Here is a 24,195-nt window from a genome sequence, read left to right as displayed (position 1 = left end):
CAGCCCACGGCAGGTCGGCGACATCGTCCGCGCCGCTCTCCACCTCACCCATTTCGAATACCGATACCTACCGGATTCTTGTTGAGATCACGTCAGTGTCGCTGAATGGTGCGCAATGGACATACGTGATCTCCTGCCTGGACCGGTGGGGCAACGTTGAACGCAGCTCGGGCAAGAACACGGCTACCGAACTGCTCCTGATTCGGGAACTCGTGATCAGCCAAGCGGAGGCTTGTCTGCCAGGACGGCTCTGAACTTGGCGTTCCAGCCGTGCATCACGGATGCGCTCATCTGCCGGGAAGCGCTCGTCACGGAACGTAACCGGATCGCGGGTGCCTGCATCCGGACGTAGCCGAGAACAGTGCGTCGAGCGGGAGTGGCACTATGGGTAGTCCGGCGGCCCGACATGGGGAGCTACGGTCGGTGGGTCTGTCCGGCGTCCGTCTGCCGGTGCCTTCGGCGCGCTCGTCATTCCGACGATGTGTGCGCGGCGTTCAGCCATGCGCCGAGGAGTGGCAGCACGGCCCGCAGATCGGTTCCGTCGACTGATACGTGGGCGGCTGCGCGAGCCGCCGGGGTTGCGTTGAAGGCGATGGCCAGCCCGACCGCAGCGAAGAGCGGCACGTCCGAGCGGCCGTCGCCGACAGCCACGCAACGCTTCGGGTCCACGCCCAGCTCGGCGGCCACGCTCACCGCGAAGTCGCGCTTGCTCGGCTCGTCGAGCTGCTCGGCGACCTCCCCGCTGTAGCGGCCGTCAACCAGCTCCAGGGTCCGCAAGCGCGACCGAAGCCAAAGCGGTCGCACAGATGGTTGCCAACGACGTCCCAAGCCAGCGTGGCCTGCACGGGCGCCAGCCCGCGCTGGCGGCACCACAGAACTGTCTCGGCAATGCCGTCTACCAGTGGCAGCGACTCCAGGAACCCACGGACCTCTATGGGCGTCCGTGTTGCCCAGCCACGAGCTTCCAGGACGGCAGCCTCCTGGCTGCTCAGGGTGCCGGCGCCGTAGCCGGCCTGCACCTCTTGAATGACCTTGGTATGGCCGAGGAACTCCGCGAGGTGCTGCCCGCTGCTGGCCGGCGTCAGCGTCCCGTCGACATCAAAGAACACCGCTCCACGGATCACGGTCGAACGCTACCGGCCGCCAGGGCAGCGCGAACTCCAGCGCAGCAACGCGCTCATGCCGCTGGTCGCTCGTCGCTCTCCGTCACGGTGGCCAGCCGCAGCCGGTCCGCGGCCGTGCCGACGAGCGGTCGCGGCAGCGCGTAGACGAGCAGGCGTCAGAAGACCAACGGCGGCCAGCGATGCCTGCGCCACTCCTCCCACGTCGCGAATCCAGCCGGTGGGTCATCAATGGGTTCACTGCCGTCCACTTCACCTGGCGTTGGGATGTCGATGTTGGCAGCCCACTCGGCGAGCTCCTCGTCGGACATGGGCCAGGTGGTGTGTGGCGCTTCGGCTTGGCGCTGTCTGCGCTGCTCGGCTGGGGTGAGTTCGAAGTAGTGCATCTCCACCGTCGCGCCGACGTCCGCTGCTGCCTGCCGTAGAGCGGAGCGCTCGTCTCGACTCCAGAGGCCGTAGTCGATCACTACGTTGTTGCCGAGTTCGAGGGCGCGCAGCCCGATCTGGATGAGCCGTCCTTCGATCACGTCTTGGGCCGATGGCGGATTCTCGTGCCCATAGAGAGCCTTCACCCACTCGTCCTTCGTGAGACGAAGTGCCTTCTGCTCGACCTCTATGCGCCGCGCCGCAGTGGTCTTCCCAGTGCATGGGAGTCCCACAGTCAGAAACAGTGTCGGTTGTCCCATCTCACCGCCCTTCCGAGCGAACGCCTCATCATTGCTGACATCCGGTCATGCCGCGGATCGGGCGTAGGTCACTGCTGCAGGCCGTCACCGATAGGACTACCGGCCGTCTTCCCAACGTGCGGCCGCCCACGCCCGTTCGAACTCCTCGCGATCGATCTCCTGGCAAACCCACAGAGCCATCCCCTGCGACTGTTGTCGGCGCGGATGAGCCAGTTCGGGTGGGGGCGCGCAGGATCGGTGCGCGCCAGCGATGGGCCCTCGTCACACGTCGCCCTTCCCCGCGACCAGGTCGCTATGTACCCTTGTTGTTACGTACCCAGTCAGTTACGCTTTTGGCCATCATGGATGCGGTATTGCAGGCACTGGCAGACCCGAGCCGGCGCACGGTGCTGGAGATCCTCCGCAGTCACCCGGCGACGGCCGGCGAGCTCGCGGAGGCCCTGCCGATCGCCCGCCCGGGGGTGTCCCGGCACCTACGCGTGCTGCGGGAGGTCGGACTGGTCGACGTCCGTCAGGACGCGCAGCGGCGCATCTACACCCTCCGACCGGAGGCGCTGGTCGAGGTGGACCAGTGGCTGGAGCCGTACCGCGCGCTCTGGCGGAACCGACTCGACGCCCTACACACGGAGATCGCCCGAGGAAAGAAGGCGCGAAAGTGAAGATCATCGGAACCATGCGGTCGCTGGACAGAACGCGCGGTGCGGTACGGGTCGAGGACGTCTACGACACCGACATCGACGATTTGTGGGAGGCGTGCACGAGCCCGGAACGGCTTGCACGCTGGATCGCCAAGGTCTCCGGCGACCTGCGGGTCGGCGGCTCGATCCACGCCGTGTTCACCAGCACCTGGACGGGTCCCGGGCGCATCGACGCCTGCGAGAAACCCCACCATCTGCTGCTCACCACCGCGCCGGGCACCAGCGACGAGGCCCAGATCGAGGCATGGCTGACCCAGGAGGGCTCCAGGACACGCCTGGTCGTCGAGGAGCGTGGCCTGCCACTGGAACGCCTCTACTTCCATGGCGCCGGATGGCAGGCCCACCTGGAGGATCTCGGGCGGTCGCTCGGGGGCGGGGTCACGGCCGGTCCCGAACCCTGGACAGAGCGGTCACCGGAGCCGGGCTGGCGCACGCGTTGGACAGATCTCACACCGACCTACGAGCAGATGGCGATCGACTGATGTCCGACATGATCAGGCTAAGCGGTGTCACCGTCAACGCACCCGACGCGATCGCCTTGGCCAGGTTCTACGCCGTGGTCACCGGCGGCGTGGCGAAGGGCAACGTCCGCTGGGCGACCGTCACCGGACCCAACGCAGACATCGCCTTCCAGCAGGTCGACGACTTCCGCCCGCCGGTGTGGCCGGCGGGCACCGTACCGATGCAGATGCACCTCGACTTCTTCGTCGACGACCTCGCAGCCACCGGGGCACGGGTCCTCGCCGCTGGAGCCACCCGCTTCGAATTCCAGCCGAACTCCGACCACTGCTTCGTGTACTCCGATCCGGCGGGCCACCCGTTCTGCCTGTCCACCTGGGCCAGCGCACAGATCGACGACGAGACCGACGGCACGTGAAGCAGCTCCTGTAGCGGTGCCCAGCGGGACCGAGGGCCGACCCGCTCGACCAGACGAGCGACGAGGAGCGGCGCGCTCACCAGGCGCAGGACGACCAAGCACGAGGCACCTGCCCCAATCCCTCAGAGCGGGCGCCTCACCCTGCCCTTGACAGGACCTCACTCCATATCAGTTGGGCCGCGATGGTCAGACGGAGGCCAGGAACGCCAGCACCCGCTCCATAAGCAGCGCGGACGCCTCGGGATCGTACGCGTCGAGAGAGGAGTCGGCGAAGAGGTGCTGGTCGCCGGGATAGACGAATAGCTCGGCGGCCGGCGTGGAGGCGGCGAGCTCGCGTGCGGCCGGCAGGTCCTCGTCGAAGAACTCGTCGTCTTTCTTGCCGTGGATCTGCACGGGCACGCCCTCGGGCCACTTCTCTCCGAATTCTGCGACCGGGAGGCAGGAGTCGATGAGGAGTGCCCCGCGGGCACCGGGCCGGGTCTGAGCGAGCCGCTGGGCGATGGTCACGCCGAAGGAGAACCCGGCGTAGACGAGCCCGGGGCCGAGTTCGTCGGCCGCGGCGGCCCCGCGCTTCCGGATCGCGTCGAGCCCCAGCTCTCGAGCGAATCCGAACCCCTCTTCGATGCTGCCGAAGGTGCGGCCGTCGAACAGGTCCGGCGTGTGCACGGTATGCCCGGTCTGTCGCAGGCTGTCGGCGAAGCTCAGGACCCCGTCGGTCAGGCCTTGGATGTGGTGGTAGAGCAGCACGTCGGTCACGGCGTTGAACTCCTTGGAAACGATCGAATTTTTTGGAACGTTCTGCGATGCTAGTCTGTTGTGCCATGGCCGACAACCCCCCGGACTACGAGCTAGCCGATCGGATCGCGCTGACCAGACCGGACCAGGTGAAGGCCATCGGCCACCCGCTCCGCACGGTGATCCTGCAGCTCCTCCACGAGCGGGCCGCGACCGTGACCGAGTTGGCGGAGGCAGTCGAGCGCCCCAAGAGCACGGTCGCGCACCACGTGGACGTGCTCACCCGCAACGGCCTGCTCCAGGTGGTACGCACGCGGAAGGTGCGGGCGATCGAGGAGCGCTTCTACGGGCGCACCGCGCGCATGTTCTACGTGGCAGCCGAGCCATCACCCGCCGGCGAACAGATGCCGGGCGACTTCAACGACTTCGAGGTGGCTGCACGCGAGTCCGCGAAGGCGTTCGAGCAGGGAAAGCTCTGGGGCTTCATTCGGCATGCGCGCATCTCGGAGGATCGGGCCTCCGAGTTCTGGGACCGCATGGCCGAACTGGTTGAAGAGTTCGACCGGATACCGAGGTCTGGCGGAACCATGTACGGGTTCGCGATCGGCATCTACCCAACAGACCACCCGACCCTCCCAACAGCGGACTGACGCACCTACTCGAGAAGCGCGTGATCGTTCGGCGCGCAGTCTCGGATTCGGCAACCAAAGAGGTGCCTCGCGTTTGCGGCTTGCGGTCATCAGAGTGCTCCGGATCCTGTCGCAATGCCATGGCGGAGTGCCCGGATCTGCCACGAGTCGCGCTATCCGGCGTGACGGCGTGCCGGGGCCGCTCACACGCGAATCTGCTGGGATCCGGGTGGGGCGCTTGAACTCAGCGGCCACTCACGAAGGAATTCATGGCTCCGATGTCGGACGGGAGGCCATACGCGCTGAGCATCAGGGTGAAGTTGCCAAACATCGCGAACTGCCCCCATCCCCAGGTGGTCGGGGACGCGGCCAAGGCCAGTAGTAGACGTTGCTGTCGCTCGTCCATGACGGCGAAACAGACGTCCGCCGTGACCGGCCCGGCCGGGAACGCACGGCGCAGAGCCTCGCCTACAATCGGTAGGGCCTCTGGGCCGCTGACCGCTGGAATCCGGGTGAGGAGCGCGTCGAAGGCGGTGCCGGCATGGACATCGCCGAGGTGACGCAGCGCCAGTCCGGCGTAACCGGCGACGTTGCCCTCGAGGTAGGGGATCTCGACGCGACTTGGGCCGTCTCCGCCAGCCCAGGTCAGCAACTCGGTAGCCACGGCCGCGTCGGCGGCGGGGCCATGTAACCGGGCGAGCGCGACAGCCGCACCCCAGCGGACGAGGTCCCTGCGATCGGTCAGCGCGGCATGAACGGTCTGCGCGGCAACCCGGTCGTCAGTACAAATCAGTCCGAGCGCGATCAACGCCGTTGCGGCCACCGACGCTTGAGGGTCGCCGGCGGCATACGTCAGCGGGCCAACGCTTGTCGCAGCATCCTCGCTGAACCAGGCCACGACATATGCGGCGGCTACCCGCATCCGCGGATCCTCGTCACCCAGCAAGGCGCAATACAGTGGCACACCGGCGCGAACCGCGTCATAGACGGCGAGTTCGATGTACGCGAACAACTGCTCCTGCTGCCGCTCATCCAGCGACTCCCAGTACTGATAACTGCTGTCGTCGTCCTCGCCACCGGTCGGGATCGGCGCTGCCTGCAGCAACTGCTCGCCACCCACAGCTCGCTGCCGATAGGAGGCGACGGGGAACGTATCGGGCAACCAGGACTCGTCGTACCCGATCGCCAACGACGTCAGCAGTTCCAGGATCGCGGCCCGTTCCGGTGTGGCCGGGTCTGCCAGCAACTCAAGCAGGAATGGCACGGCGTACGCACTCGCCTCGTACCGCGTACCTTGGTGGAAGATGTTGCCGTACAGGTGCCGACGCGCCTTCTTACGCACCTCCGGGTCGGCTGCCCGCAGCCCACGAATGAGGTCGGGAACGTCAGCCGCAGACCCATACGCGTGCTCCAATTCAGCCCACGCTACATCCGACAGTCTCTCCAACATGACCGGGAACCTACCGCCGACCAGCGACACAACGACGGGAGACTCAGCGGCCCCTTCCTAGTCCTGACCTGTCCCGCGGACAGGGGCCAATGTGGTGCTCGCCCGGCCGTCACCGGTCGTAGGCACCATGCACGGCATGAAGGCGTAAGACCATGTTCGGCATGACCAGGCATCCGCATCTGCCGCTGTCGCGCGCGACCCCCTACCAGCTAAAGATGGTCGCAGTACGGAGAGCAACGACGGCCAAGGGCGTGGCCCAGGTCCCGCAGGAGAGTGCCCAGCCGCTCGGCCTCCTCGGCGGTGGGCGGAGTGATGGCTGCGCCAGCCGCGATGTGCTCTCCGGCCTCGTACAGCGCGACGTACAGATCTTCGGCGGTTACGCGGTCGAGCCGCAGAACGATGTCATGCCGCATGCGCAGACCCTAATCGCGCGTCACGCGGCACCGGTTGGCTAAGGTCGGGGTGCGCGGATCTGCCGCGAGTTGCGTGCTACGCACCGTGACGACCAGCCTCGGCGGCACGCACGCTCTTGCCGATGTGCGGATGTCCCGGAGCCTGTGCGAGTGCCATGATCGGCAGCGATGAGCACGAGTGAGGATTTTGGACTGGGCCTCGGTGAGGCGGGTCAGCATCACCTCAACCGGGTGAACGATGTGCTTCGGCGCCCTGGCATGTACGGCAGGGACGAGATGGCCGAACGGCTTCTCCTCGAGGCGATGGCCGCCGTGGACGGCAGCTTGGAACGGTGGTGGGCCGAATGCGATGGACTGCGCGACCGCGATGCGTTCACCGCGACGGGCGTCATGGGGCCTACAGCAACATCTTGCCGGCGGATGCCTTGCGTGATGCCACCGCCTCCATGTACGCCGAGGTCGCTCATCGGCTCGGCTGGCTGGAACTGGACCGGGCGTTGTCGCAGATGGAATTTCAGCTGTTGAGCACCGACATCGACGGGTGGGTGATGCAGGACCGGACGCTGCCCGAGCTCATCGACACGTTCGGCTACCCGTCGCTCTGGATCGGCCCGACGAGTCCTACGCATTCCAAGACGCTCGCCTATTCCGCGACCGATCCCGACCACGACCTGATCTGCTTCCACCTGGGAAGCGCCCTCCCCCACACGGCGCCAGAGGCGCGCCATCAAGGCCCGCGTCCCGAAGCGATGGTGCTCGCCGTACGTCATCGGCCCGGCAGGTTCGCCGACGCGTTCTCGTTCACGCCGGAGGGTCTGCACCGCAAACCTCCTCGTGATCAGTTGAGCCCGGTCAGGTCAACCGTCTGGATATTCCACGGTGAACGCGCCGAGTTCGCATCCGGTGTGTTCGACAATCTGGACGCCGGCCTCAACTGGGCGGCCGAACACCACGCGACCGGGATCCTCGCCGAGTACGCCATCGGCGGTGCTTACGACGTAGCCGTCAGCGAAGGCCGCTTCAGGCCGTCGAAAGCGCACCACGGCACCCCGGAACACGTCGCCGGGTTCGGGCCGGGGCTACGGCACATCCACCTGACCGACGGCCGTCGAGATTGACAGACGCCCGCTCATGCTGCGAAGCGCTCGTCACGGAAGGCAACCGGATCGCGGGCGCCTGCATCCGGACGTGCCGAGAAGCGGCCGTTATTCGTGCGCGGAAGCGATGTCGTCGGCACCTCGTTCCGGCGTGGTCGGGATCTAGGGATAAGGTCCGGCGTCATAGCAGAAGATCAAAGCGTACGACGGGTCCGTCCGTACTACTGGGGTGCTATCTACATCAGCGACGCCGATTGCGAGGCGGACTTTGATATCGATTTCCACAACGGCGAGGGTCCAGTGCTCTCCACGGCTTCGCATGTCGCTGTTCTGGTCGTCCATGCTGGCGCGGTTGACGAGGGGGAAGCTGACGTCACCCTCGATGTCCGGGTGACGTCTCAGCGGGTTGACGGTTTGCCATATGAAGTCGCCTTCGAGGTTCCCTCGGGAGGGCTCTACATCGGTGATGCCGACGACAGCGACGAAGTCGCGCTTCAGCCGGGTCGCTGGTTGCTGCAGTTCAACGTGGACGACCCGGCGGAAGCGCAACACGTCGAGCTGGTGATGTCACCGCTCTAACCAGGCATCGTCGGATTGGAGTGCACGGATCTGCCGCCGCCCGTGCGCGCAGGTAGACGCCGAGCCGTCACGCTCGGTGGTCGGCGTCCCGTGATGCGCGGCATCCTGAACTGCCGAAGAGCGGATGTCCGATCTAACCTGCGCCGCAAGCGTCCCGCCTGGCGACCGTCGTTCATGCCATCGCCAGCAGGGCGATGCCCAAACCCGCGCTCATCACACCGTGGCACAGCGCCGACCAGTCCAGCGGACAGGCCACCGCGCCCGTCGTCGCCGGGGACAGTCCACTGATGCGCATTCCGCGGCCGACCCACCAGAGTGCAGCGAGTACCAGGTAGCCCCCGAGCAGCGCACCGACCCATCCGGCACTCCCGGCCGGCGCATGACCCATCCCGGCCATGTCCATGCCGCCGTGACCGCCGGCGGAGGCGCGCCCCAATGTCGAGGCACCCATCCACACCATCGTCCCTGTCGCGGTGGCGAAGAACACCGGGACCGTACGACGTCGCGGCGTCCGCACCGCCCGCACGAGGAACCACCCCGTCGACATCAGGAAAACGGTGATCCAGGCAGCTGCCGGGACCGCCGCGCCCCACGGCCAGATCATCGCGATCATCGATAGGCCCATGACCAGGTGCGACATCTCGGAGAGTCGATGCTCCGCCACCGGAGAGGGCCACGCGGCGGGTGGGCGCAGGCACCGGAGCAGGTGAAAGGCTGCCGCCCCTCCGAACGCCACTGTCAGCAGCCATCGGAGGGGGGCAATGCCGATCATCGGCCCCACGAGCGGTGGCGGGGCCTCCGGCGGGCGCTGGACCTCAGTGGCAGCACTGGTGCGTGCTGCCAGTGGGCGCGGTGGCGCCCAGGTCGTCATCACGGCCGGCGGCGAGGCGCGACCACTGCGAGGTGGGCCGCCCGTCGAGCCGGAACTGGTCGCCGTCGGTCCGGAAGCGCTGCGGCCAGCCTTGCGGCGAGTCCTCCCAGTCCTCCTGGCGGCCGTGGACGGTCATGTCGAGCAGGCCGTACGACGGCGCCATCGCCTCGACGCCCCGCCCGGTGGTCCAGTAGGTCTCGAACACCCGGTCGCCCTGGCGCAGGTAACACGCCTTCATCCCGAACGCCCGCCCGGCGACCAGGGAGTCCAGCGACTCTGCCGGCACCGAGTACCAGGGCGCCTGCCAGCCCATGAAGTCGCGGTAGCGCGATGTCTCCTCGACCGGCCCCTGGCAGAAGACCGCGAACGTGACGTCGCGCGAGTGCAGGTAGGACAGCTCGAGCACCTGGCCGGTGAAGAACGTGCAGCCCTCGCACTGGTCGGCAGCCGGCCTGCCCGTGTGCCACATGTGGTACGAGGCGAACAGCTGGGTTCTCCCCTCGAAGGCGTCGAGCAGGGGCACCGGGCCGTCGGCGCCGATCAGATGGGTGGTCGGGTCGACCTCGACCATCGGCAGCCGCCGGCGGGCCGCGGCGATGGCGTCGCCCTCGCGGGTGTGCGCCTTCTCGCGGAGCCGGAGCTCGTCGAGTTGCTTCTGCCAGGTCTCGCGGTCGGTGATCGGGGGTGTGGGTGCTGCTGGGGTGGTCATGGGTTCCTCCTCGCATCGCTCGCTATGAGGCTAATAGCAGCTGCTAGGATTGAGCAAGTCCGAGAGGGAGGTGTTCTGTGCCGGTCCAGCGGGGTTATCGGCAGGCCTGCGGCGTCGCGCGCGGCCTCGACATCGTGGGCGAGCGGTGGTCGCTGCTCGTGGTGCGCGAGCTGCTGCTCGGGCCGAAACGGTTCACCGACCTCCAGCAGGCGCTCCCCACCGCCAGCCCGAACGCACTGTCCGACCGGCTGCGCGAGCTGGCCGACGCGGGCGTCCTACGCCGCCGGCAACTGCCTGCGCCAGGCAATGTGCGGGTCTACGAGCTGACCGCCTGGGGTCGCGGCCTCGAGCCGATCGTGCTCGCGCTGGGCACCTGGGCCCTTGCCGCCCCGCCAACCGCGGAACAGCTCTTCGTCAGCACGGACAGCGCCATGCTGAGCATCCGCACCTACTTCGAGCCGACACCGGAGCAGCCCGAGATGTCGCTCCGGATCGAACTACGCGACCACGGTCCCGCCGGAGTGTTCGGCGTCCGCCTCACGCCGGCCGGCGCCCAGGTCACCCACGAGCCACCCGACGAGCCGGACGCCATCCTGACCACCACGACGAATGCCCTCCTCGCCGCCTTCGGCAGCGACGACCTCACCGGGCTCGCAGCCGACGGCGCCGTCATCATCGGCGATCCCGAGGCCGTCCGCCATCTCGTCGCGGGCGTGCACGCCCCGGCATCCACGAAAAAGCACCCAAGCGGCACCCCCGACCAAGGAGGGCGCGCGGATCGCCACCAGAGGCTGCCCGAGAGGTGACCCACTGTCTCGCTCGATAGGGCTCGCCCTGTTCTGGTCGACACCCCGGCCCGACGTCGACCAAGGTCACGTGCACGCAGGTAGCCGCGATCCGCGCGTTACGGAGCGTCATGTCAAGCGAATGGAGCCGACGTTCGGACTTGCCGAGAACGGTGCGTGTCGTGGGGCTGGGTACAACCACCCGAGCCGACGGCGACTCGCTCACACGGTGAGGACGTACCAGGTTCGTTCGTCGCCGAACTGCATCCACATTCGGTTGTCCCGGCACACTGTTCGCCGTGCCCAGGTGGTTGGGCGCTGGCCAGTGGGCAGAAGAAGCGGCGCCGTCGTGGTGGCTTCGACCGGGCCGTCGATGATGCGGGAAAAGGTGACCAAGTAGCGGCCGGCTGCTCGCGGGCCGTGTCCCTGGCCGGCCACGAACGCCACACGCTGGCCGGCAACGATGACGCCACCCGCGGAGCGGACGGGCGTTCGACGTACGCAGCGCACCCCGTCCTGGCCGATCTCCACAAGTGGAAAGCCGGGGTACGGATACGCCCAGGTGCGGTGGGCGCCGACGTTGAGCGCGTAGCAGTCGACCCAGCTCGCTGGGCCGTTCCGATCTTGGAGCGCATACCAGGCGGCGTCGCCGGTCGCGGTCCAACGAATAAGGCCGGGCATGGACATGCCCGTGCGGTGGGGCGGTTGCGTGCGGTTCTGTCTGACCGGATGCGGCGCGCAGATGGAGGCCTCGTCAAAATAACTGATCCAGATGTTGCCCGCCCGGTCGACCATCAGCTGCTCGATGCCGTCGCCGGCGTGGAAGGTGGTTCGGAACGAGCCGTCGGCGTTGACGATGCGCGCGTTGTGGGGGATCTGTGCCTCGAGTTCGGCGACCGTGGTGGCCGCCGGACCGGTGGGCATCCGGCATCGTGCTGCCGCCAGGACGAAGCCGTCACCGAGGACGTCGATCTTGGAGAACCGCAGGTCGAGTTCTGGGATGGCGACCTCGGTGATATCGCTGCCGTCGATGACGACCGCGGTCGCGGCGTACGGCTGGAGCGCGGCTCCACGCTCGGTACAGGTCGCATCCGGAGCGACCAGTAGCGCGATGACGCGTCCGGCGGCGTCGACCGTGGAAGCTGCCACATTCCTGTCCGCATAGCGGTCGGGTAGGGCGCGCCAGATGCGCAGCCGTGCAGTTGGCCCGCTCACCAGGCGGTACTGGTGTCCGTTCTCTCAACCATGCTTTGATCATGGCCAGGCGGAGGCCCGGATGCAAGGGACGGCGACTTGCCAACTGGCGGAGTTCCAGATCCGCTATCCGGATTTGCCCCGATCCGCTCGTCACGGAAGTGTCACGCCGAGTGAACGGAGCCGGACGGTGCCGATCAGCCGGCTAGCTTCTCGAAAAGTTCGTTCGGAGTGTCGTAGTACCTCGTCGTGCGACCGAGGTGCGTCATGCCGAGCCGCCGGCAGACGGCCTGGGAGGCGTGGTTGTCGGGATCCGTGACGGCGAGGACCTTCGCCAGGCCGCGGCTGAATGCATCGTCGAGAACCGCCTCTGCTGCTTCGGTGGCGTATCCGTGTCCCCAGACGTCCGGATGTAGGTGCCAGCCGATCTCGGCATCGGTCGGCCCGCCGGAGGGTTCGCCGGCCGACAGGGGAATCGGCTTGAGCAGGAGGTTTCCCACCGGTCGGCCGTCCGCCGCTGTGGTGATGGCCCAGATTCCGTGGATCAGGTCGTCGATGGCCCGCCGGCGTGCGATCGAGGCGAGCGCGTCCTGGCGGGTGCTCATGATCGTGGGATGCGCCCCCAAGAAGCGCATAACCTCCCAGCGCGACTCGAGATCCAGAAGGAAGTCGGCGTCGTCCTCGCGCCACGGGCGCAGCAGAAGGCGGTCGCTCGCGATGGTACGCACGCGGTCCAGCCTAGCCAGCGCCCACCGACGCACCCCTACCCTTCGTACACAGCTGCCACCGACCGAGCGTCACGCACGGTAGTTGTTGGGCGGACAGCTCTACTTCCGGTCGTGCCGATGGGCGAGTGCTGGAGGTCCGGAATCTCGACGACCTTGTGGCGACGCTCATCAGCCTGGAGGGCCATGGAACGGGGCCGAGTCTGCCCAGCATCACGTAATCCGCGATGCTGTGCACGTGACTGGTCCTGTCATCGCCGCCGGACGACGACACTCGTTGGGGCTGTGCGCCGACGGCACCGTGGTTGCGGCCGGCACTGGGACATCTGGTGAGTGTCGGGTCGAGGACTGGGTCGATGTGGTCGCCGTAGCGGCGGGCAACGTGCATACGGCGTCGAACACTGGAAGGTCCCATAGCGTCGGCCTGCGTGCGGACGGCACGGTGATGGCGACGGGCTGGAACGGCGACGGGCAGTGCGACGTCACCTCATGGCGGGACGTCACATTTGTCGCCGCGGGCTGGCGCCGCACGTTGGGGCTCCTTGGTGACGGCACCGTGCTGGCTGCGGGACGGCTCCGCGATGGTGCATGCAACGTGAGCCAATGGCGTGGGATCGTCGCGGTGGCTTGCGGCGACTGGCATTCGGTGGGCCTCACAGCCGATGGAACCACCGTCGCCGTGGGGAACGATCGCCGCGGGCAGTGCGCGATCGACACATGGCGTGGCGTTACGGCCGTCGCCGCCGGCTACCTGCACACGGTCGGTCTCACCAACGACGGCCGCGTCCTTGCGGTCGGTGATCAATCCGCGGGCGCCTGTGACGTCAGTGCTTGGCGGGACGTCGTCGCAGTGGCGGCCGGGAGCTACCACACCGTCGGAGTCACCGCGGCTGGCCGAGTCGTGGCCGCGGGCAGCAACGATTCCGACCAGTGCGACGTAGCCGACTGGCGCGAGATCGTCGCGGTGGCGGCCGGATCCACCCACACTCTCGGACTACGCGCGGACGGAACAGTTGTCGCCGCCGGAAGCAACGCCCACGGTCAGTGCGACATCACCGGCTGGGGCGCCATCCGCCCGCCCAACTAAGGGATACACGCAAGCACGCTCTGCCGCCGGTCGCAGGCCGACACCTCAACTGCCGCGAGGCGCTCGTCACGGAAGGTAGCCGGATCGCCGGTGCCGGGCATCCGGACGTGACCGATGAGCGAATGCCTTGCCGTGCCCGGGTCGTGCGGGGTGATGCCGGGCCGGTTTCCACCCCGAACGCACCAGAGGGCAAGATCTGTTTGTGATCTCAGACGTCCATCGGCTCCAGCGTGCCTTCGATGAGGCCGAGCTCCGTGCCGACACTGAGGCGCTGAACATGTTGCTGGCCGACGACTTTCGGTCCATCGGTGAGCAGGGCTACGTGCTTGATAAAGCACAGTGGGTCGGCAAGTTCGCCGAGTTCGCCTACACCAGCTTGAAGAGCAGCGACGTAGAGGCGTTCTTCTACGGCCACGCGGCTATCGTCCGTTGCGTCCAGCGCAGCCAGTCGACCTGGCGTGGGCAGGAGATGGCGTTGACCGTCCGCGTCAGCCAGACCTGGGTCGAACTGCCTGAGGGCTGGCGGCTCGCCGGCATCCAGTTCAGCTCCCTCGGCGGCGCGTGACGGGGACATTCGAAGACATCGAGGGGGTACCCCACGGTGGGCTCACCTCGTGGAGAATGCGGCGGGTGCGACTTGATCTGGACAGCGTCGACTGGGCATCGTTGACGCACGCGTACGGAAGTGCCGAGGACGTGCCTGGCCTGATCCGTGATCTGCGGTCATCCGACGCCGAGGTCCGTAGCGCGGCAATGTACGAGCTGTACGGCAACATCTACCACCAGGGCACCCGCTACGAGGCCAGCGCATACGCGGTTCCGTTCCTGCTGGAGTTGCTGGCCGACCCCGCCACGCCTGCCCGGCACGAGGTCATTCAGCTGCTCTCCTGCCTCGCTGTCGGTTACACGCCGTACGACATACCCGCCGGCGGCTTCCCCATCGCCGACATCCGTAACGACGTGGCGCAGGTCCCCGAGGAGACCTGGCGCCGCTGGTCGCAAGCGATGAAGGACTGGCACGAGGTCGTTAGCACAGGGCAGAGGCAGCCGCTTCCGCTCGCTGGGCCCGAGCGGCGCCTGTTCGGGACTCGGCACGCGCTCGCCACGTACGACGCCGTCCGGGCCGGCGTCCCGCTGCTGTTGACATGCCTGGCTGACCCGGACGCCGAGGTGGTCGGCGAGGCGATCCATGCCGTGGCCTGGTTCTCGGAGGAGATGACGTCGATCCGCCCCCGCCTGCTCGAAATCGCCTCCGACGGCCAACGCCCGGCGCACATAGTGGGAGCGGCGCTCATCGCGTTGGGACTGGTCGGCGGTGCGTTGACGCAGCCGGTAGCGGACCTGCTCGACCGGAACCTCGCAGGGACAGATCCCGACTTGAGATGGGCGGCTGCTGTGGCGTGGGCGCAGCTGGCCGGTGAAGGGGTGCCGGAGGCGGCGATAGCCGAGCTACGCGGATGGGCGGCCCAGAAGGACACCGGGCAGACAATCTGGGAAACAAGCCCCAGCTACGTGGCGCTCGAAGTGCTCGACGCCTTCGCCGCGCCGGTGGCCGAGGAGGTGCGGTCGGACCTCGTTGCGGCGGTGCTCGCCGAGCAACCCACCTCGAACTGGCACAACCATTTCAACGTCGTGCTGGGGTACGCGTTTCCGCAGATGGAATCGGATCACGGCCGCGGCTTCGAGGAACTGACGGCGGCGCAGCGGGCGGCGGTCGCCTGGCTCATCGTTAACCCGCAGGTCTTCGGCTCTTCGGGGCCTGAAGGCCCGCTCCGCCAACACGGCCTGCCGACGACTCACGAGGCGCTACGCGCTTACGCCGGCCTGTAGGCGTAGCAAACACCGCGGGCTGGCTGGACAGCGGATTGCGGGATCGTATTGGTGCGCTTCAACCCGCGCCTCGTGACGTCCGTTTCGCCGCCGGTTGCGGCGCGTGGATGCGCCGGGTCGGGCGGGCGCGACGTGGTGAGCCACAGGCTCGACTTGAAGTCTTCGCGCGCCCGCGTCACGGCAGAGCCGTCCGCTTGCGCTTCGAACCTCGTATTCAGTGCAGATTTCCCCACTCCGATCGGCGAATCACCAGATCAGAACACGTCCGCCCCCGAGGTCAGTGATCATCAGCCAAGTCGGGGCACCCGCGCCCTGCAGAAGCTGGGATCCGTGCGTGACGGGACGTTGCGGGAAGACCGCGTCGTGTGTGAACGGCGAGGTCTCGGACTCGTGGGTGTACGGGCTGATCAGGTGGGAGCGGCGGTCGTCGTCCGAGGCGTTCCCGCCCGTCGAGTCGTCCTCGCCCGCGAGGCGGCGCCCGGCCCCTGGCTGCTTCCGTGATCCGCTCCCCTGGCCGCCGGGTCCAGCGTCAGGGCGATGTCGGCCAGGTCTGGCGGCGCCCGCCCGTCGGGCAGCCGGGGGCGGGCGGGCCGCTGACCGCCAGCGGCTCGGCCGCGTTCATGGCAGAGCCGCCGGCACGCGTTGTGTGATCTGCCGTGAAGTGCAGCGCAGCGGCACACCTACCAGGGGGCGGTTCGGTCCAGCGGTGGGCTCAGCCGCCGCGAATCCGTGTGTCGTATCGCTCAGCGTCTGATCTGCGGCGCCGATGTCGTCCGCCTGCGGTCCCGGCTGACGTGGCTTGACCCGGGTCACGGATTGAGCGTGGATCAGGTCCGCCGGTGGCTGATCCATCGGGCGACAGTCCGCATCATCACCCTGCGGCCGCCAGGGCTCACACGCCGATCGTCGATCCCGGGCGGCGGTGAGAGCGCCGCAGCAACGGACGTTCGCGTACGTAACACACCGCCGCCCCCGGAAGCGGCGGTGGTTCAACCCAGAGATCGGCCCGGGGTGTCATACAGGCGCCGCGGGCTCTGACGGACGGAGATCCGCAAGCCATGAGTCAAGCCGTCAAGGCTGCACTGCTCACCACGAAAGATCTTGGAAAAAACGAGCGAGCGGTGGCCATCGCCATCGCCGCCCACGCCAACCATGAAGGCAACGCCTGGCCCTCCGTGGCCACCCTCGCCGAGTACGTCGGCTGCTCCGAGCGCACAGTGCAACGATGCCTGGCCAAGCTCGTGCAACTGGGTCGCCTCGTCGTGTCGAAGGTCGCCGGCATCGCCACCCGCGTCTATCAACTGGTGCACACGAATCGACCGGCCGCAGCCGCAGCGGGGGTGACAGAACGGCCGGCGGGGGTGACACATTCGCGTGCCGGGGGTGACAGCCAGCGTGTCACCCGAAGTAGTGAAGACCCATTGAAGGACGACGCGCCCGTGAGCGCTGCGCGGTGGCGGCGGTTTCTGCCGACGAGCCGGCGGGCTCCGGTGCCGGCCGGAACCGACTGGCGGGGCGCGGCCACGCTAACCGCCGGCGGCCGGTGCCAGCGGCCTGGGCATATCGGTCAGCCCGCCGGCCGCTGCGTCCCCTGCCGTTCCGAGGCGATCGAGCGCAGGTGAACGGCTCGACGTCGGCACGGCATGGACCCCGGCATCGGAGCCCATGCCGCTGCCACGGCTACCTCGCCCTAGCGAGACCGTGGCGGCGGGGAGCTCGTTCGGCTCAGCCGCAGTTGCCCCAGCTGTACCGGCCGGCGCTCTGGCGCCGTGGCAGCGCCGGTTCGCGCGGCAATTCGAGGCTGCCGGCCGCTGACGGTGCGGTCCGATGCCGCCGGTCTCGTCGCCCACCGTGACCGGTCCGATCAGGCGGGCTCGACCAGGAGCCGGGCGTAGTTGGCCATCGAGCGCTGGTAGCGCGGCAGGTGCCCGGCGAGCGCCCCGACGGCGACCGACACCGCCTCCCGCTCGCGGCCGACGCTGGTCAGCGCCAGCGCGAGCGCCGCACTGAGGGCGTCGTCGAGCTCGTCGGAGCCGCGCTCACGCTCCTCGGTCAGCAGCCGGACGCTTTCCCCGGCCTGCCCCATGTTCCGCAGCGAGCTGGCCATCTGAATCACCGAGCGCCGCCGGCGAATGCCGTCGATGCCCCGCTCCAGCGCCGTGCGGTAGAGCGGCACGGCCGTGTCCGAATGACCGGTCGAGTCCCAGGCGCAGGCCCGCTCGAACGCCGCCACCGGATGATCCGGCCCCAGTTCGTCGGCGAGGGCGCCGACCCGTTCGCGGAACTGCTCCTCGTCCCAGTCGTCGGGGGCGGCGTTGAAGGCCGCCCACAGGTCCGCGCTGCGCTGCTCCCAGTCGGCGCTCGGGTTCATCGTCATCCTCCTCGTGATCGTCGCTTCAGACGACGCACACTCTGCGAGTGCTGCTACCGTGGCCGCCAGTGATTCGGCCCAGGCCGAAGCTCTCCTACCGGGAGGTGGTGCGGATGGCGGTCACGCTGCGGTTCAGCTCAGCGGACCTGCTGCACTGCCGCTTCGCCATCTCCCCCATCCTCGAGACACTGTCCGCGGTGCGCCTGCTGTCCCCCCACGAAGGGCTCGGACCGCACCGCCGCTGGCGCGACACCCTCGACCTGCGGGAGGTCGACCTGCGGCCGATCGCCCTGCTCCAGCCGCGTCGCGGCTACACCCCCGACTTCCTGTCGCCACCGCCGGTCAGCCCACACGCCCGCTTCGAGGACGAACTCGCCGCCTTGGCGGCCACCGACCACGACCGGGTACACGCGGAGGTGCGACGGTCACTGGCAGACACCCCGGCAGCGGCCGAGTCGGCGACCGGACGGCTCCTGCTGGGCGACCCGGCCGTCGTCGTCCAGACGCTGATCTCCCTGGTGACCACGGCATGGCAGGTTCTTGTCGAACCGATCTGGCCGCAGGTACGCGCACTGCTGAACGCCGATCTGGGCTTCCAGACCCGACGCCTCGCCGAGGGCGGCCTGGACCGGCTGTTCGCCGAACTGCATCCCCGGCTGCGGTGGCACAACGGCGTACTGACCCGCGAGTACGGCCACGACGAACACCGCGATCTGGGCGGCGAGGGACTGGCCCTGGTACCCAGCGCCTTCAAATGGGATCAGGTCGTCGTCATCGTGGACCCGCCGTGGCAGCCCACCGTGATCTATCCCGCGCGCGGGCTGGGCACCCTCTGGCAGCCCGTCGCCACCGATCGGCACGCGGCCCTGGGCCGGTTGATCGGCAAGACCCGGGCGGCGCTGCTGCTCAGCCTCGACGAACCGGCCAGCACGACAACCCTGGCGCACCGCCACGCACTCGCGGCCGGGACGGTGTCGGAGCACCTGTCCGTGCTGCGCAACGCCGGGTTCGTCACCGGGCAACGATACCGGCACGAGATCCGCTACCGGCGGACGCCCCTCGGCGACGCGGCGCTGCGGTAGTCCCTCGATTGGCGGCCGGCCCTTACCTGGCTGTCCCGGGGCTGATGGTGCTCACGCCTGGGCCAGGCTGTCGCGAAGTTGGTTGGCGAGCGTGATGGTTGCTTCTTGCGGTTTGGCGTCGATGTCGGCGAGGGCTTTGGTCACGGCGCGCAGCAGGGTGCGGATGCCGTCGGCGTCGCCGAGGGCGTGGCGGGTGTGCATGGCGTGGGTGTAGAGGGCTTCGTTGTAGCGGTCGAGGCCGATGGCCTTGTCGAGCAGGTTGGCTGCGTGCTGCGGGTCGGTGTCGATCAGGTCGGCTGCGAGCAGGAGGTGGGCTTCGGTGCCCCATCGGCGCACGGTCTCCCGGTGTGGCTGGAGCCATTCGTAGTCTTGGCCGTCGGCCAGGGGCGCGGTGTAGAGGTCGCAGGCGGCGGTGAGTAGCGCGTGGCGGCGGGGGCCGCTGGCGATGCCGGCCGCGCGGAGTAGGTCTCGCAGTGTCCAGACGTCGACATCGACGGTGGCGGGGCCGAGGCGGTAGCGTCCGGCGGTTTTGACGAGGTAGGCGTTTCTCGCGTCAGCGGTGCCGGCTCGTGCGAGGACGTGTCGTAGGTTGCTGGCGTTGGTGTGTACGCGCTGGTCGGCCTGGGTGATGCGGGCGTCTGGTTCGAGGTATTCACCGATGTCGCGGGTGGTCATTCCGTCGGGGTGGCAGGCGAGGAAGACGGCCAGTTCGAGGGCCTTGGCGCGCAGGGGTCTGCCGGGTCGGGTGATGTCCTCGATCCGCGGCTGCCCGAGTACCCGCAGTCGTGCCTTACCGGCAATGGCGTCGGCGGGCGGCGTGGTGGCCGGGGTGGCCTGGTTTGAGGGGTTGGTGGGGGTGCGGCTGGCGTGCAGCGGGACGACCCTGACCGGAAGGGCGGGCGAGGCGACGGCGGGCGGTTCACCGGTCTGCGCCTCGCGCAGGGTCGCGAGAATCTGCAACGCCGCCTCGGATTCCAGCACGGGCACGCGCGGTGGCAGCGGCGCGCTCTGCTTGCCGGACACGATGTCGACGTGGCCGTCTGTGGCGACTTCGACGGTGGCGCCGCGAGCCCATTCGCCGAGTAGTAGTGCGGACACACGCAGGTCGCGGCCGAAGGCAAGGACGGCATCGGCTCGGGTGCCGGCACCGGCGGGTGGGGTGGGGGCGATGAGCATCAGGGTTGGCAGCGTCGCCTCGTCTGATGTGTGCTGGTGCACGGTGTCCAGTTCGGTGAGGGCGTGCTCGTCCAGGATGCGGCTGCGGTGCAGCAGTTCGGCTTCGATCCTGCCGAGGGCGTCGTCGATGGTGTCGGAGATGTGCAGCCGTGGCCAGGGCTGGAGGGCGCCGGCGTCGGGGCCGAGCAGTGTTGCCGCGGTGGCGGCGTCGATGACGACTTCACCGCGTGTGTCGGGGTGGTGCGGGTCGCCCGATGCCAGGGTCGCGACGAGGGCGGCGCGGGCTGCGGCGTGGGCGCCGTCACCGACGATGCCGGTCGCACCCGTGGGCAGTGGCGTGAGGTCGGGGGCGGCTGTAGGCGGCTCGGTGGCTTGGCTGTCCGGGTTTGACGGTTCGGTGTTGCGGGCGACGGCGCGCCGCAGGTGGAGTACGGGTGGCGGCAGTTGTGTCGGCGGATCGGTGTCGGGCTCGCCGGTGTGGCGGCGGCGGCGCTGTGCCCAGACCAGCGCGGCGGCGGCGCTGATCGCGGCGGCGAGCGACCAGGGCAGCCAGTTGGCTGGTGACAGCTGCACCCCGTGCTCGTCGGTTGCTGCGGCCGGGCTCCGCGGGTCGCTGGCTGCTGGCGAGGTGGACGGTGACGCCGTGACCGTGGGGGTCGCGGGCTCTGCGGACGGGGACGGGCTGGATTCGCCGTGAGTTGCCGGTGCAGAGCCGTCGGGGGTGGTGGCGGGTTCCTGTTCGTTCGTCGTGGGCGACGGGGTGGGGCTCGACGTGTCCTTCGGGGTGCTGGGCGGTGGCGAGGGGGTGACGGTCGCCGGCGGTGGTGCCGGCGGACGGGACGGGGACGGGGGTGCCGGGGTGGCGGTCTGCGGTGGGCGGGCGTCAGCGGGCAGCCGCAGGTCCCAGCCGGGATAGATGAGGTCGCAGTCGCGTAGCGTGCCGCCGGGTCGAGGGAAGTGGCGGTGCTTGTTCAGGCGGCAAATTTCCGGCCACCGGCCGGCGTCACCGAGCCACTCCTTAGCGATCTTGGACAGGGTGTCGTGCCGTTCGACGGTGTACAGGTAGCGGGTGTCGGCGACCTGGATCAGCGCGGGACCTCGCGCGACGGCTTGCCGAGGAATGGCCCCTACATCGTCGGTCGAGGCGACAGCGGGCGGTCTGCCGCCGCTGTCAGCGATGTTGAGGGTGCCGACGGAGGTGACGGCAATCGCCGCGGTGCCGGCCAGGCCGAACACGAGCCGGTGCAGCGGCGCGGGCAGCCGCAGTACAGGGATCCGCCACCGGGTCACCAGCGCGAGCAGTTCGGCAACCAGCAGCAGCGCCAGCGCCGCCCAGAACAGCCACAGCGCCCAGATGGCCACGCCGGTGAGAACGGCCGGGGTGAATCGTCCGCTCGGCTCATCGAACCAGTCCCCGACCTGCGTCCACGACGGCAGCCGCCGCACGGGGTTCCCGCCGAAGAACAGCAGCAGTGCCGGCATCCCACCCAGGAAGATCGCCGCGCCCAGGACAGCCCGAAGCACCCGGAGCACGGCCGCTGCCCGTCCTGTTCGACGGCGAGGCGGTGACGGGAGGCGCGGGCTGTAGACCGTGGGACGCACGTATTCGGCCAACCGGCTACGTCCGTCCGGGGACTCCTGCGGCACTATGCTCCTCCCCCGCGACCGGCACTGAACCTCTTCGGGCATACACCGCAATCGGTGTTGATGACCATCCCGCGACGAAGGATTCTCACCATGCGCGCACAACTGATCACCCGAGGAGACAATTGTTGACGGTCCACTCCCCCATCGGGAGAGACTGCGCCACATGCCAAGCGGGGGCGTCCGACTATCGATCGACCTCAGCTCGTCGGCGATCGCCGCCACCATCGACCGGCACGGCGCGCGGATTCCCGTCATGCTCAACGGCGGCCTCGTCATGCCGCACGGCATAACTCTCGACGCCGCCGGCCAGCTGCACGTGGCAGTCGCTGCGCCACCTGAGCCTTCAGCCGGTTACCGGTTCATCCGCGAACCGCTGGAGTTGCTCGGCAGCGCCGAGTCCGATCCTCCGGTCGACGCCGTGCAGCTGCTCGCCGGCCAGTTGTGGCACATCGCCGACCACGCCGCCCGCCAGGTCGCAGGACCCGTCACCGCCCTCACCGTGACCATCCCTTCAGGATGGGGACCACGCCGACGTGGGCACCTCACCGACGCGGCGACCCGCGCCGGCCTGCCCGCTCCCGTCATGGTCACCGCACCAGCGGCACTCGCCGCCTACGCCACGTCTGCAGGCAGCACCCTGGACGGTTCGTGCCTGCTGATCTGCCAGGCCGACCGGCACCCGGTCACCCTGACCGTCCTGCAGGCCAGCCCCGACGGATACCGCGAACTCGCGACCGGATCGCTCAACCCGAACCGCGACCTGGACCAGGCCCTCGCCCGGCAAATCGTCGCCGGCAACACCGCGGACGACGAGCCACTACGCACGCAGACAGCCCCACCCGCACAGGGACAAGGCGACGTAGCGCTGTTGGAGTCAGTCCGTCAGGCGAGGCAACTCCTGACCGTCCAGGACCGCGCACCAGTCCTCCTACCCGCGCCACGCAAGCCTGCCGTCATCACCCGCGACGACGTCACCGCCGCCGCACAGCCCCTCCTCGACGAGGTGGAGGCGGCAGTTCAGGACATCCTCGACGCGGCCGACGTGGACCTCCAGCACCTCAGCGGCGTGATCCACCGCGAAGCCGAAGCGATCCCGGGCCTGCGAGACCGGCTCGAGGCAGCTACCGGCCGCACACCGACCACCCTCACCGGCCACTCCCACGCCCTCGCCGACGGCGCCCTGGCCCTCGCCGCACCCCACCATCAGGCCACAGCTACCGCCGCCGGCACCCAACTGCCACGGGTCCGGCTCCGCATCCGGGACCTGACCAGCGCCATCCTGCTCGGCGCCTGCTCCCTCACCCTGCTCCTGCAAGCCATCCTCACCGCGGACATCGTCACCAACTACACCGTTCAGGTCGTCGGTGTTCGCCTCTCCCTCCCCGAACTTGGGGCCGCGGGCACGCTCGCCATGCTCGCCGCGTTCGCCGTGGCGCACCTCGCCCCCACCACCTGGCTCGCAGGCACACCCGCCACGTCCACGCCCGAACCCGCGACGGGCAGCCTGATCCGACGCGGATACGTCGCTGCCGCCGTCGGGGGCGCCATCACCGCCGCCCTCTACGGCCTCGCCACCGGCACCGCCGTCGAATTCGACTATCACCCGTACCTGATATGGACCCTCGGCGCCGCGCTACCTCTCGCAGTCTGCGCCGCCGTCATCGCCGCCGCCGCACCCCGCATCCCGGCCAACGCCCTGCCCACATGGCTCGCCCGCACCCGACCGGCGATCCTGCACGCCGGCATCGCCACCACCGGCGTCTACCTCATGCGCGCAGCCCTCACGCTCACCCCTCCGGTCGATGTGATCGGCATGCCGGGCCTCATCGCCAGCGCCGGCGCCGCGCTCATTGGCGTCGGCACCGCCCTGACCGCCATCCGAGGGCGCACCACCCGCGCCGTCACCGCACCCGGCCTCGCCACCGGCTACGCCATCGTCGTCACCTACGACACCAACAGCGCCCTCATTGTCGGATACCTCGTCGCCCTCGCCTGGTGGGCCATCCAACTCGCCGCACACACTTTGCGGCTTGCCGTCCCCACCGGCGGGAGCATGCTGCGCCGTCTCATGGACGGCCCGACGAGTTGACCGGCCACGGGCGGGCTGACGAGCTGTACCGCCTACGAGCGTGTTTGAGAAGGGTCATTTCTTCAGGTCGGCGAGGGTCCAGGCGTGTTGACGGGTGGCCGGTCTGCCGCGGGCAAGGCGGCGGAGAATCACGTTGGTCGCGCGGCCCAACGGATCATCGCCTCGGAGGTCGCGGGGAGCCGCTCGTAGTCGCGGGCCAGCCCGCGCGCGGTCAGCCACGCCAGCGTTCTCTCGACCACCCACCAGCGCGGGATGACGGCGAACCCTTTCTGGTCGGGTGCTTTGCGGACGATGTTCAGGACGGTGCGCAGGATGCGCTGGCACCAGTCGACCAGAGCGCCGGC

The 24,195-nt window shown here is 68.8% G+C and carries 25 protein-coding genes and 1 pseudogene; 15 read left to right on the top strand and 11 right to left on the bottom strand.

Annotated elements, in window-relative coordinates:
- Window positions 1-254, top strand: a 254-nt coding sequence (locus ACZ6S5_RS26885; protein WP_466004800.1) for a hypothetical protein, incomplete at its 5' end; no start/stop codon positions are given.
- Window positions 255-468: 214 nt separating this feature from the next.
- Here the strand turns inward: ACZ6S5_RS26885 and ACZ6S5_RS26880 are convergent.
- Both ACZ6S5_RS26880 and ACZ6S5_RS26875 read right to left on the bottom strand, forming a co-directional pair.
- Entirely contained in the window at window positions 469-777 is a 309-nt protein-coding gene (locus tag ACZ6S5_RS26880; protein ID WP_466004799.1) for an HAD family hydrolase, read from the bottom strand.
- A gap of 502 nt (window positions 778-1,279) precedes the next feature.
- A complete protein-coding gene (locus ACZ6S5_RS26875) occupies window positions 1,280-1,807 on the bottom strand; it encodes a P-loop nucleotide/nucleoside kinase family protein (protein WP_466004797.1) in 528 nt (175 codons plus the stop codon).
- Window positions 1,808-2,148: 341 nt separating this feature from the next.
- Here ACZ6S5_RS26875 and ACZ6S5_RS26870 point away from each other — a divergent pair, with 341 nt between their 5' ends.
- From ACZ6S5_RS26870 to ACZ6S5_RS26860, 3 genes are read left to right on the top strand one after another with little or no spacing between them, the layout of a single operon-like run.
- Entirely contained in the window at window positions 2,149-2,466 is a 318-nt protein-coding gene (locus ACZ6S5_RS26870; protein WP_466004796.1) for an ArsR/SmtB family transcription factor, read from the top strand.
- Window positions 2,463-2,987, top strand: a complete 525-nt coding sequence (locus ACZ6S5_RS26865) for an SRPBCC domain-containing protein (RefSeq protein WP_466004794.1) — start codon at window positions 2,463-2,465, stop codon at window positions 2,985-2,987. The genes ACZ6S5_RS26870 and ACZ6S5_RS26865 overlap by 4 nt, the downstream gene beginning before the upstream one ends.
- On the top strand, window positions 2,987-3,382 hold the full coding sequence (locus tag ACZ6S5_RS26860) for a VOC family protein (protein WP_466004792.1): 396 nt from the start codon (window positions 2,987-2,989) through the stop codon (window positions 3,380-3,382). Before ACZ6S5_RS26865 ends, ACZ6S5_RS26860 begins: the two co-directional genes overlap by 1 nt.
- Before the next feature lie 186 nt (window positions 3,383-3,568).
- Here the strand turns inward: ACZ6S5_RS26860 and ACZ6S5_RS26855 are convergent, their stop codons facing one another.
- Window positions 3,569-4,138 (bottom strand): dienelactone hydrolase family protein, encoded by a 570-nt coding sequence (locus tag ACZ6S5_RS26855; protein ID WP_466004790.1) that lies wholly within the window; start codon window positions 4,136-4,138, stop codon window positions 3,569-3,571.
- 65 nt (window positions 4,139-4,203) lie between these two features.
- On the opposite strand from ACZ6S5_RS26855, the gene ACZ6S5_RS26850 reads away from it, so the two are divergent.
- Window positions 4,204-4,767, top strand: a complete 564-nt coding sequence (locus ACZ6S5_RS26850; protein WP_466004788.1) for an ArsR/SmtB family transcription factor — start codon at window positions 4,204-4,206, stop codon at window positions 4,765-4,767.
- Window positions 4,768-4,990: 223 nt separating this feature from the next.
- Here ACZ6S5_RS26850 and ACZ6S5_RS26845 read toward each other — a convergent pair whose 3' ends face one another.
- Complete coding sequence (locus ACZ6S5_RS26845) at window positions 4,991-6,196, bottom strand: HEAT repeat domain-containing protein (protein ID WP_466004786.1); 1,206 nt, start codon at window positions 6,194-6,196, stop codon at window positions 4,991-4,993.
- 152 nt (window positions 6,197-6,348) lie between these two features.
- On the opposite strand from ACZ6S5_RS26845, the gene ACZ6S5_RS26840 reads away from it, so the two are divergent.
- From ACZ6S5_RS26840 to ACZ6S5_RS26830, 3 genes are all read left to right on the top strand, one after another.
- Window positions 6,349-6,651: a hypothetical protein gene (locus ACZ6S5_RS26840; protein ID WP_466004784.1), complete on the top strand. Its 303-nt coding sequence runs from the start codon at window positions 6,349-6,351 to the stop codon at window positions 6,649-6,651.
- 368 nt (window positions 6,652-7,019) lie between these two features.
- Window positions 7,020-7,727 (top strand): DUF7710 domain-containing protein, encoded by a 708-nt coding sequence (locus ACZ6S5_RS26835; RefSeq protein ID WP_466004782.1) that lies wholly within the window; start codon window positions 7,020-7,022, stop codon window positions 7,725-7,727.
- Window positions 7,728-7,820: 93 nt separating this feature from the next.
- Window positions 7,821-8,285 carry a hypothetical protein gene (locus tag ACZ6S5_RS26830; protein ID WP_466004780.1) on the top strand — a complete coding sequence of 155 codons (465 nt, stop codon included), beginning with the start codon at window positions 7,821-7,823 and terminating at the stop codon, window positions 8,283-8,285.
- Window positions 8,286-8,457: 172 nt separating this feature from the next.
- Here ACZ6S5_RS26830 and ACZ6S5_RS26825 read toward each other — a convergent pair whose 3' ends face one another.
- Together ACZ6S5_RS26825 and ACZ6S5_RS26820 are read right to left on the bottom strand one after the other, a co-directional pair.
- On the bottom strand, window positions 8,458-9,057 hold the full coding sequence (locus ACZ6S5_RS26825; RefSeq protein ID WP_466004778.1) for a DUF5134 domain-containing protein: 600 nt from the start codon (window positions 9,055-9,057) through the stop codon (window positions 8,458-8,460).
- A 43-nt stretch (window positions 9,058-9,100) separates the two neighbouring features.
- The gene (locus tag ACZ6S5_RS26820; RefSeq protein ID WP_466004776.1) at window positions 9,101-9,865 is read right to left on the bottom strand and encodes a DUF899 family protein; all 765 of its coding nucleotides are present in this window, start codon (window positions 9,863-9,865) and stop codon (window positions 9,101-9,103) included.
- A gap of 77 nt (window positions 9,866-9,942) precedes the next feature.
- On the opposite strand from ACZ6S5_RS26820, the gene ACZ6S5_RS26815 reads away from it, so the two are divergent.
- Window positions 9,943-10,671, top strand: a complete 729-nt coding sequence (locus ACZ6S5_RS26815) for a winged helix-turn-helix transcriptional regulator (RefSeq protein ID WP_466004774.1) — start codon at window positions 9,943-9,945, stop codon at window positions 10,669-10,671.
- A gap of 201 nt (window positions 10,672-10,872) precedes the next feature.
- Here ACZ6S5_RS26815 and ACZ6S5_RS26810 read toward each other — a convergent pair whose 3' ends face one another.
- Together ACZ6S5_RS26810 and ACZ6S5_RS26805 are read right to left on the bottom strand one after the other, a co-directional pair.
- Window positions 10,873-11,799, bottom strand: a complete 927-nt coding sequence (locus ACZ6S5_RS26810; RefSeq protein ID WP_466004772.1) for a hypothetical protein — start codon at window positions 11,797-11,799, stop codon at window positions 10,873-10,875.
- Window positions 11,800-12,041: 242 nt separating this feature from the next.
- Entirely contained in the window at window positions 12,042-12,572 is a 531-nt protein-coding gene (locus tag ACZ6S5_RS26805) for a GNAT family N-acetyltransferase (protein WP_466004770.1), read from the bottom strand.
- Window positions 12,573-12,807: 235 nt separating this feature from the next.
- On the opposite strand from ACZ6S5_RS26805, the gene ACZ6S5_RS26800 reads away from it, so the two are divergent.
- From ACZ6S5_RS26800 to ACZ6S5_RS26785, 4 genes are all read left to right on the top strand, one after another.
- The gene (locus ACZ6S5_RS26800) at window positions 12,808-13,656 is read left to right on the top strand and encodes an RCC1 domain-containing protein (RefSeq protein ID WP_466004768.1); all 849 of its coding nucleotides are present in this window, start codon (window positions 12,808-12,810) and stop codon (window positions 13,654-13,656) included.
- A gap of 202 nt (window positions 13,657-13,858) precedes the next feature.
- Window positions 13,859-14,221 carry a nuclear transport factor 2 family protein gene (locus ACZ6S5_RS26795; protein ID WP_466004766.1) on the top strand — a complete coding sequence of 121 codons (363 nt, stop codon included), beginning with the start codon at window positions 13,859-13,861 and terminating at the stop codon, window positions 14,219-14,221.
- Window positions 14,222-14,286: 65 nt separating this feature from the next.
- Window positions 14,287-15,486: a hypothetical protein gene (locus tag ACZ6S5_RS26790; protein ID WP_466004764.1), complete on the top strand. Its 1,200-nt coding sequence runs from the start codon at window positions 14,287-14,289 to the stop codon at window positions 15,484-15,486.
- Between the two features lie 1,058 nt (window positions 15,487-16,544).
- The gene (locus tag ACZ6S5_RS26785; RefSeq protein ID WP_466004763.1) at window positions 16,545-17,108 is read left to right on the top strand and encodes a helix-turn-helix domain-containing protein; all 564 of its coding nucleotides are present in this window, start codon (window positions 16,545-16,547) and stop codon (window positions 17,106-17,108) included.
- 242 nt (window positions 17,109-17,350) lie between these two features.
- On the opposite strand, the gene ACZ6S5_RS26780 is transcribed toward ACZ6S5_RS26785, so the two are convergent.
- On the bottom strand, window positions 17,351-17,857 hold the full coding sequence (locus ACZ6S5_RS26780; protein ID WP_466004761.1) for a tetratricopeptide repeat protein: 507 nt from the start codon (window positions 17,855-17,857) through the stop codon (window positions 17,351-17,353).
- Between the two features lie 68 nt (window positions 17,858-17,925).
- On the opposite strand from ACZ6S5_RS26780, the gene ACZ6S5_RS26775 reads away from it, so the two are divergent.
- Complete coding sequence (locus tag ACZ6S5_RS26775; RefSeq protein WP_466004759.1) at window positions 17,926-18,939, top strand: ArsR/SmtB family transcription factor; 1,014 nt, start codon at window positions 17,926-17,928, stop codon at window positions 18,937-18,939.
- A gap of 51 nt (window positions 18,940-18,990) precedes the next feature.
- On the opposite strand, the gene ACZ6S5_RS26770 is transcribed toward ACZ6S5_RS26775, so the two are convergent.
- Window positions 18,991-21,864 (bottom strand): transcriptional regulator, encoded by a 2,874-nt coding sequence (locus ACZ6S5_RS26770; RefSeq protein ID WP_466004757.1) that lies wholly within the window; start codon window positions 21,862-21,864, stop codon window positions 18,991-18,993.
- 61 nt (window positions 21,865-21,925) lie between these two features.
- Between ACZ6S5_RS26770 and ACZ6S5_RS26765 the strand changes: the two genes are divergently transcribed.
- Window positions 21,926-23,851, top strand: coding sequence for a hypothetical protein (locus ACZ6S5_RS26765; RefSeq protein WP_466004755.1), 1,926 nt, complete (start codon window positions 21,926-21,928; stop codon window positions 23,849-23,851).
- Window positions 23,852-23,991: 140 nt separating this feature from the next.
- Here ACZ6S5_RS26765 and ACZ6S5_RS26760 read toward each other — a convergent pair.
- Window positions 23,992-24,102, bottom strand: a pseudogene (locus tag ACZ6S5_RS26760) (IS5-like element IS4811 family transposase); the annotation flags it as partial.
- Window positions 24,103-24,195 lie beyond the last annotated feature (93 nt).

It is taken from the genome of Micromonospora sp. NPDC051924 (assembly GCF_055586005.1).
The sequence above is the reverse complement of the archived record's forward strand: the minus strand, read 5'-3'. Positions and strand labels throughout refer to the sequence as shown.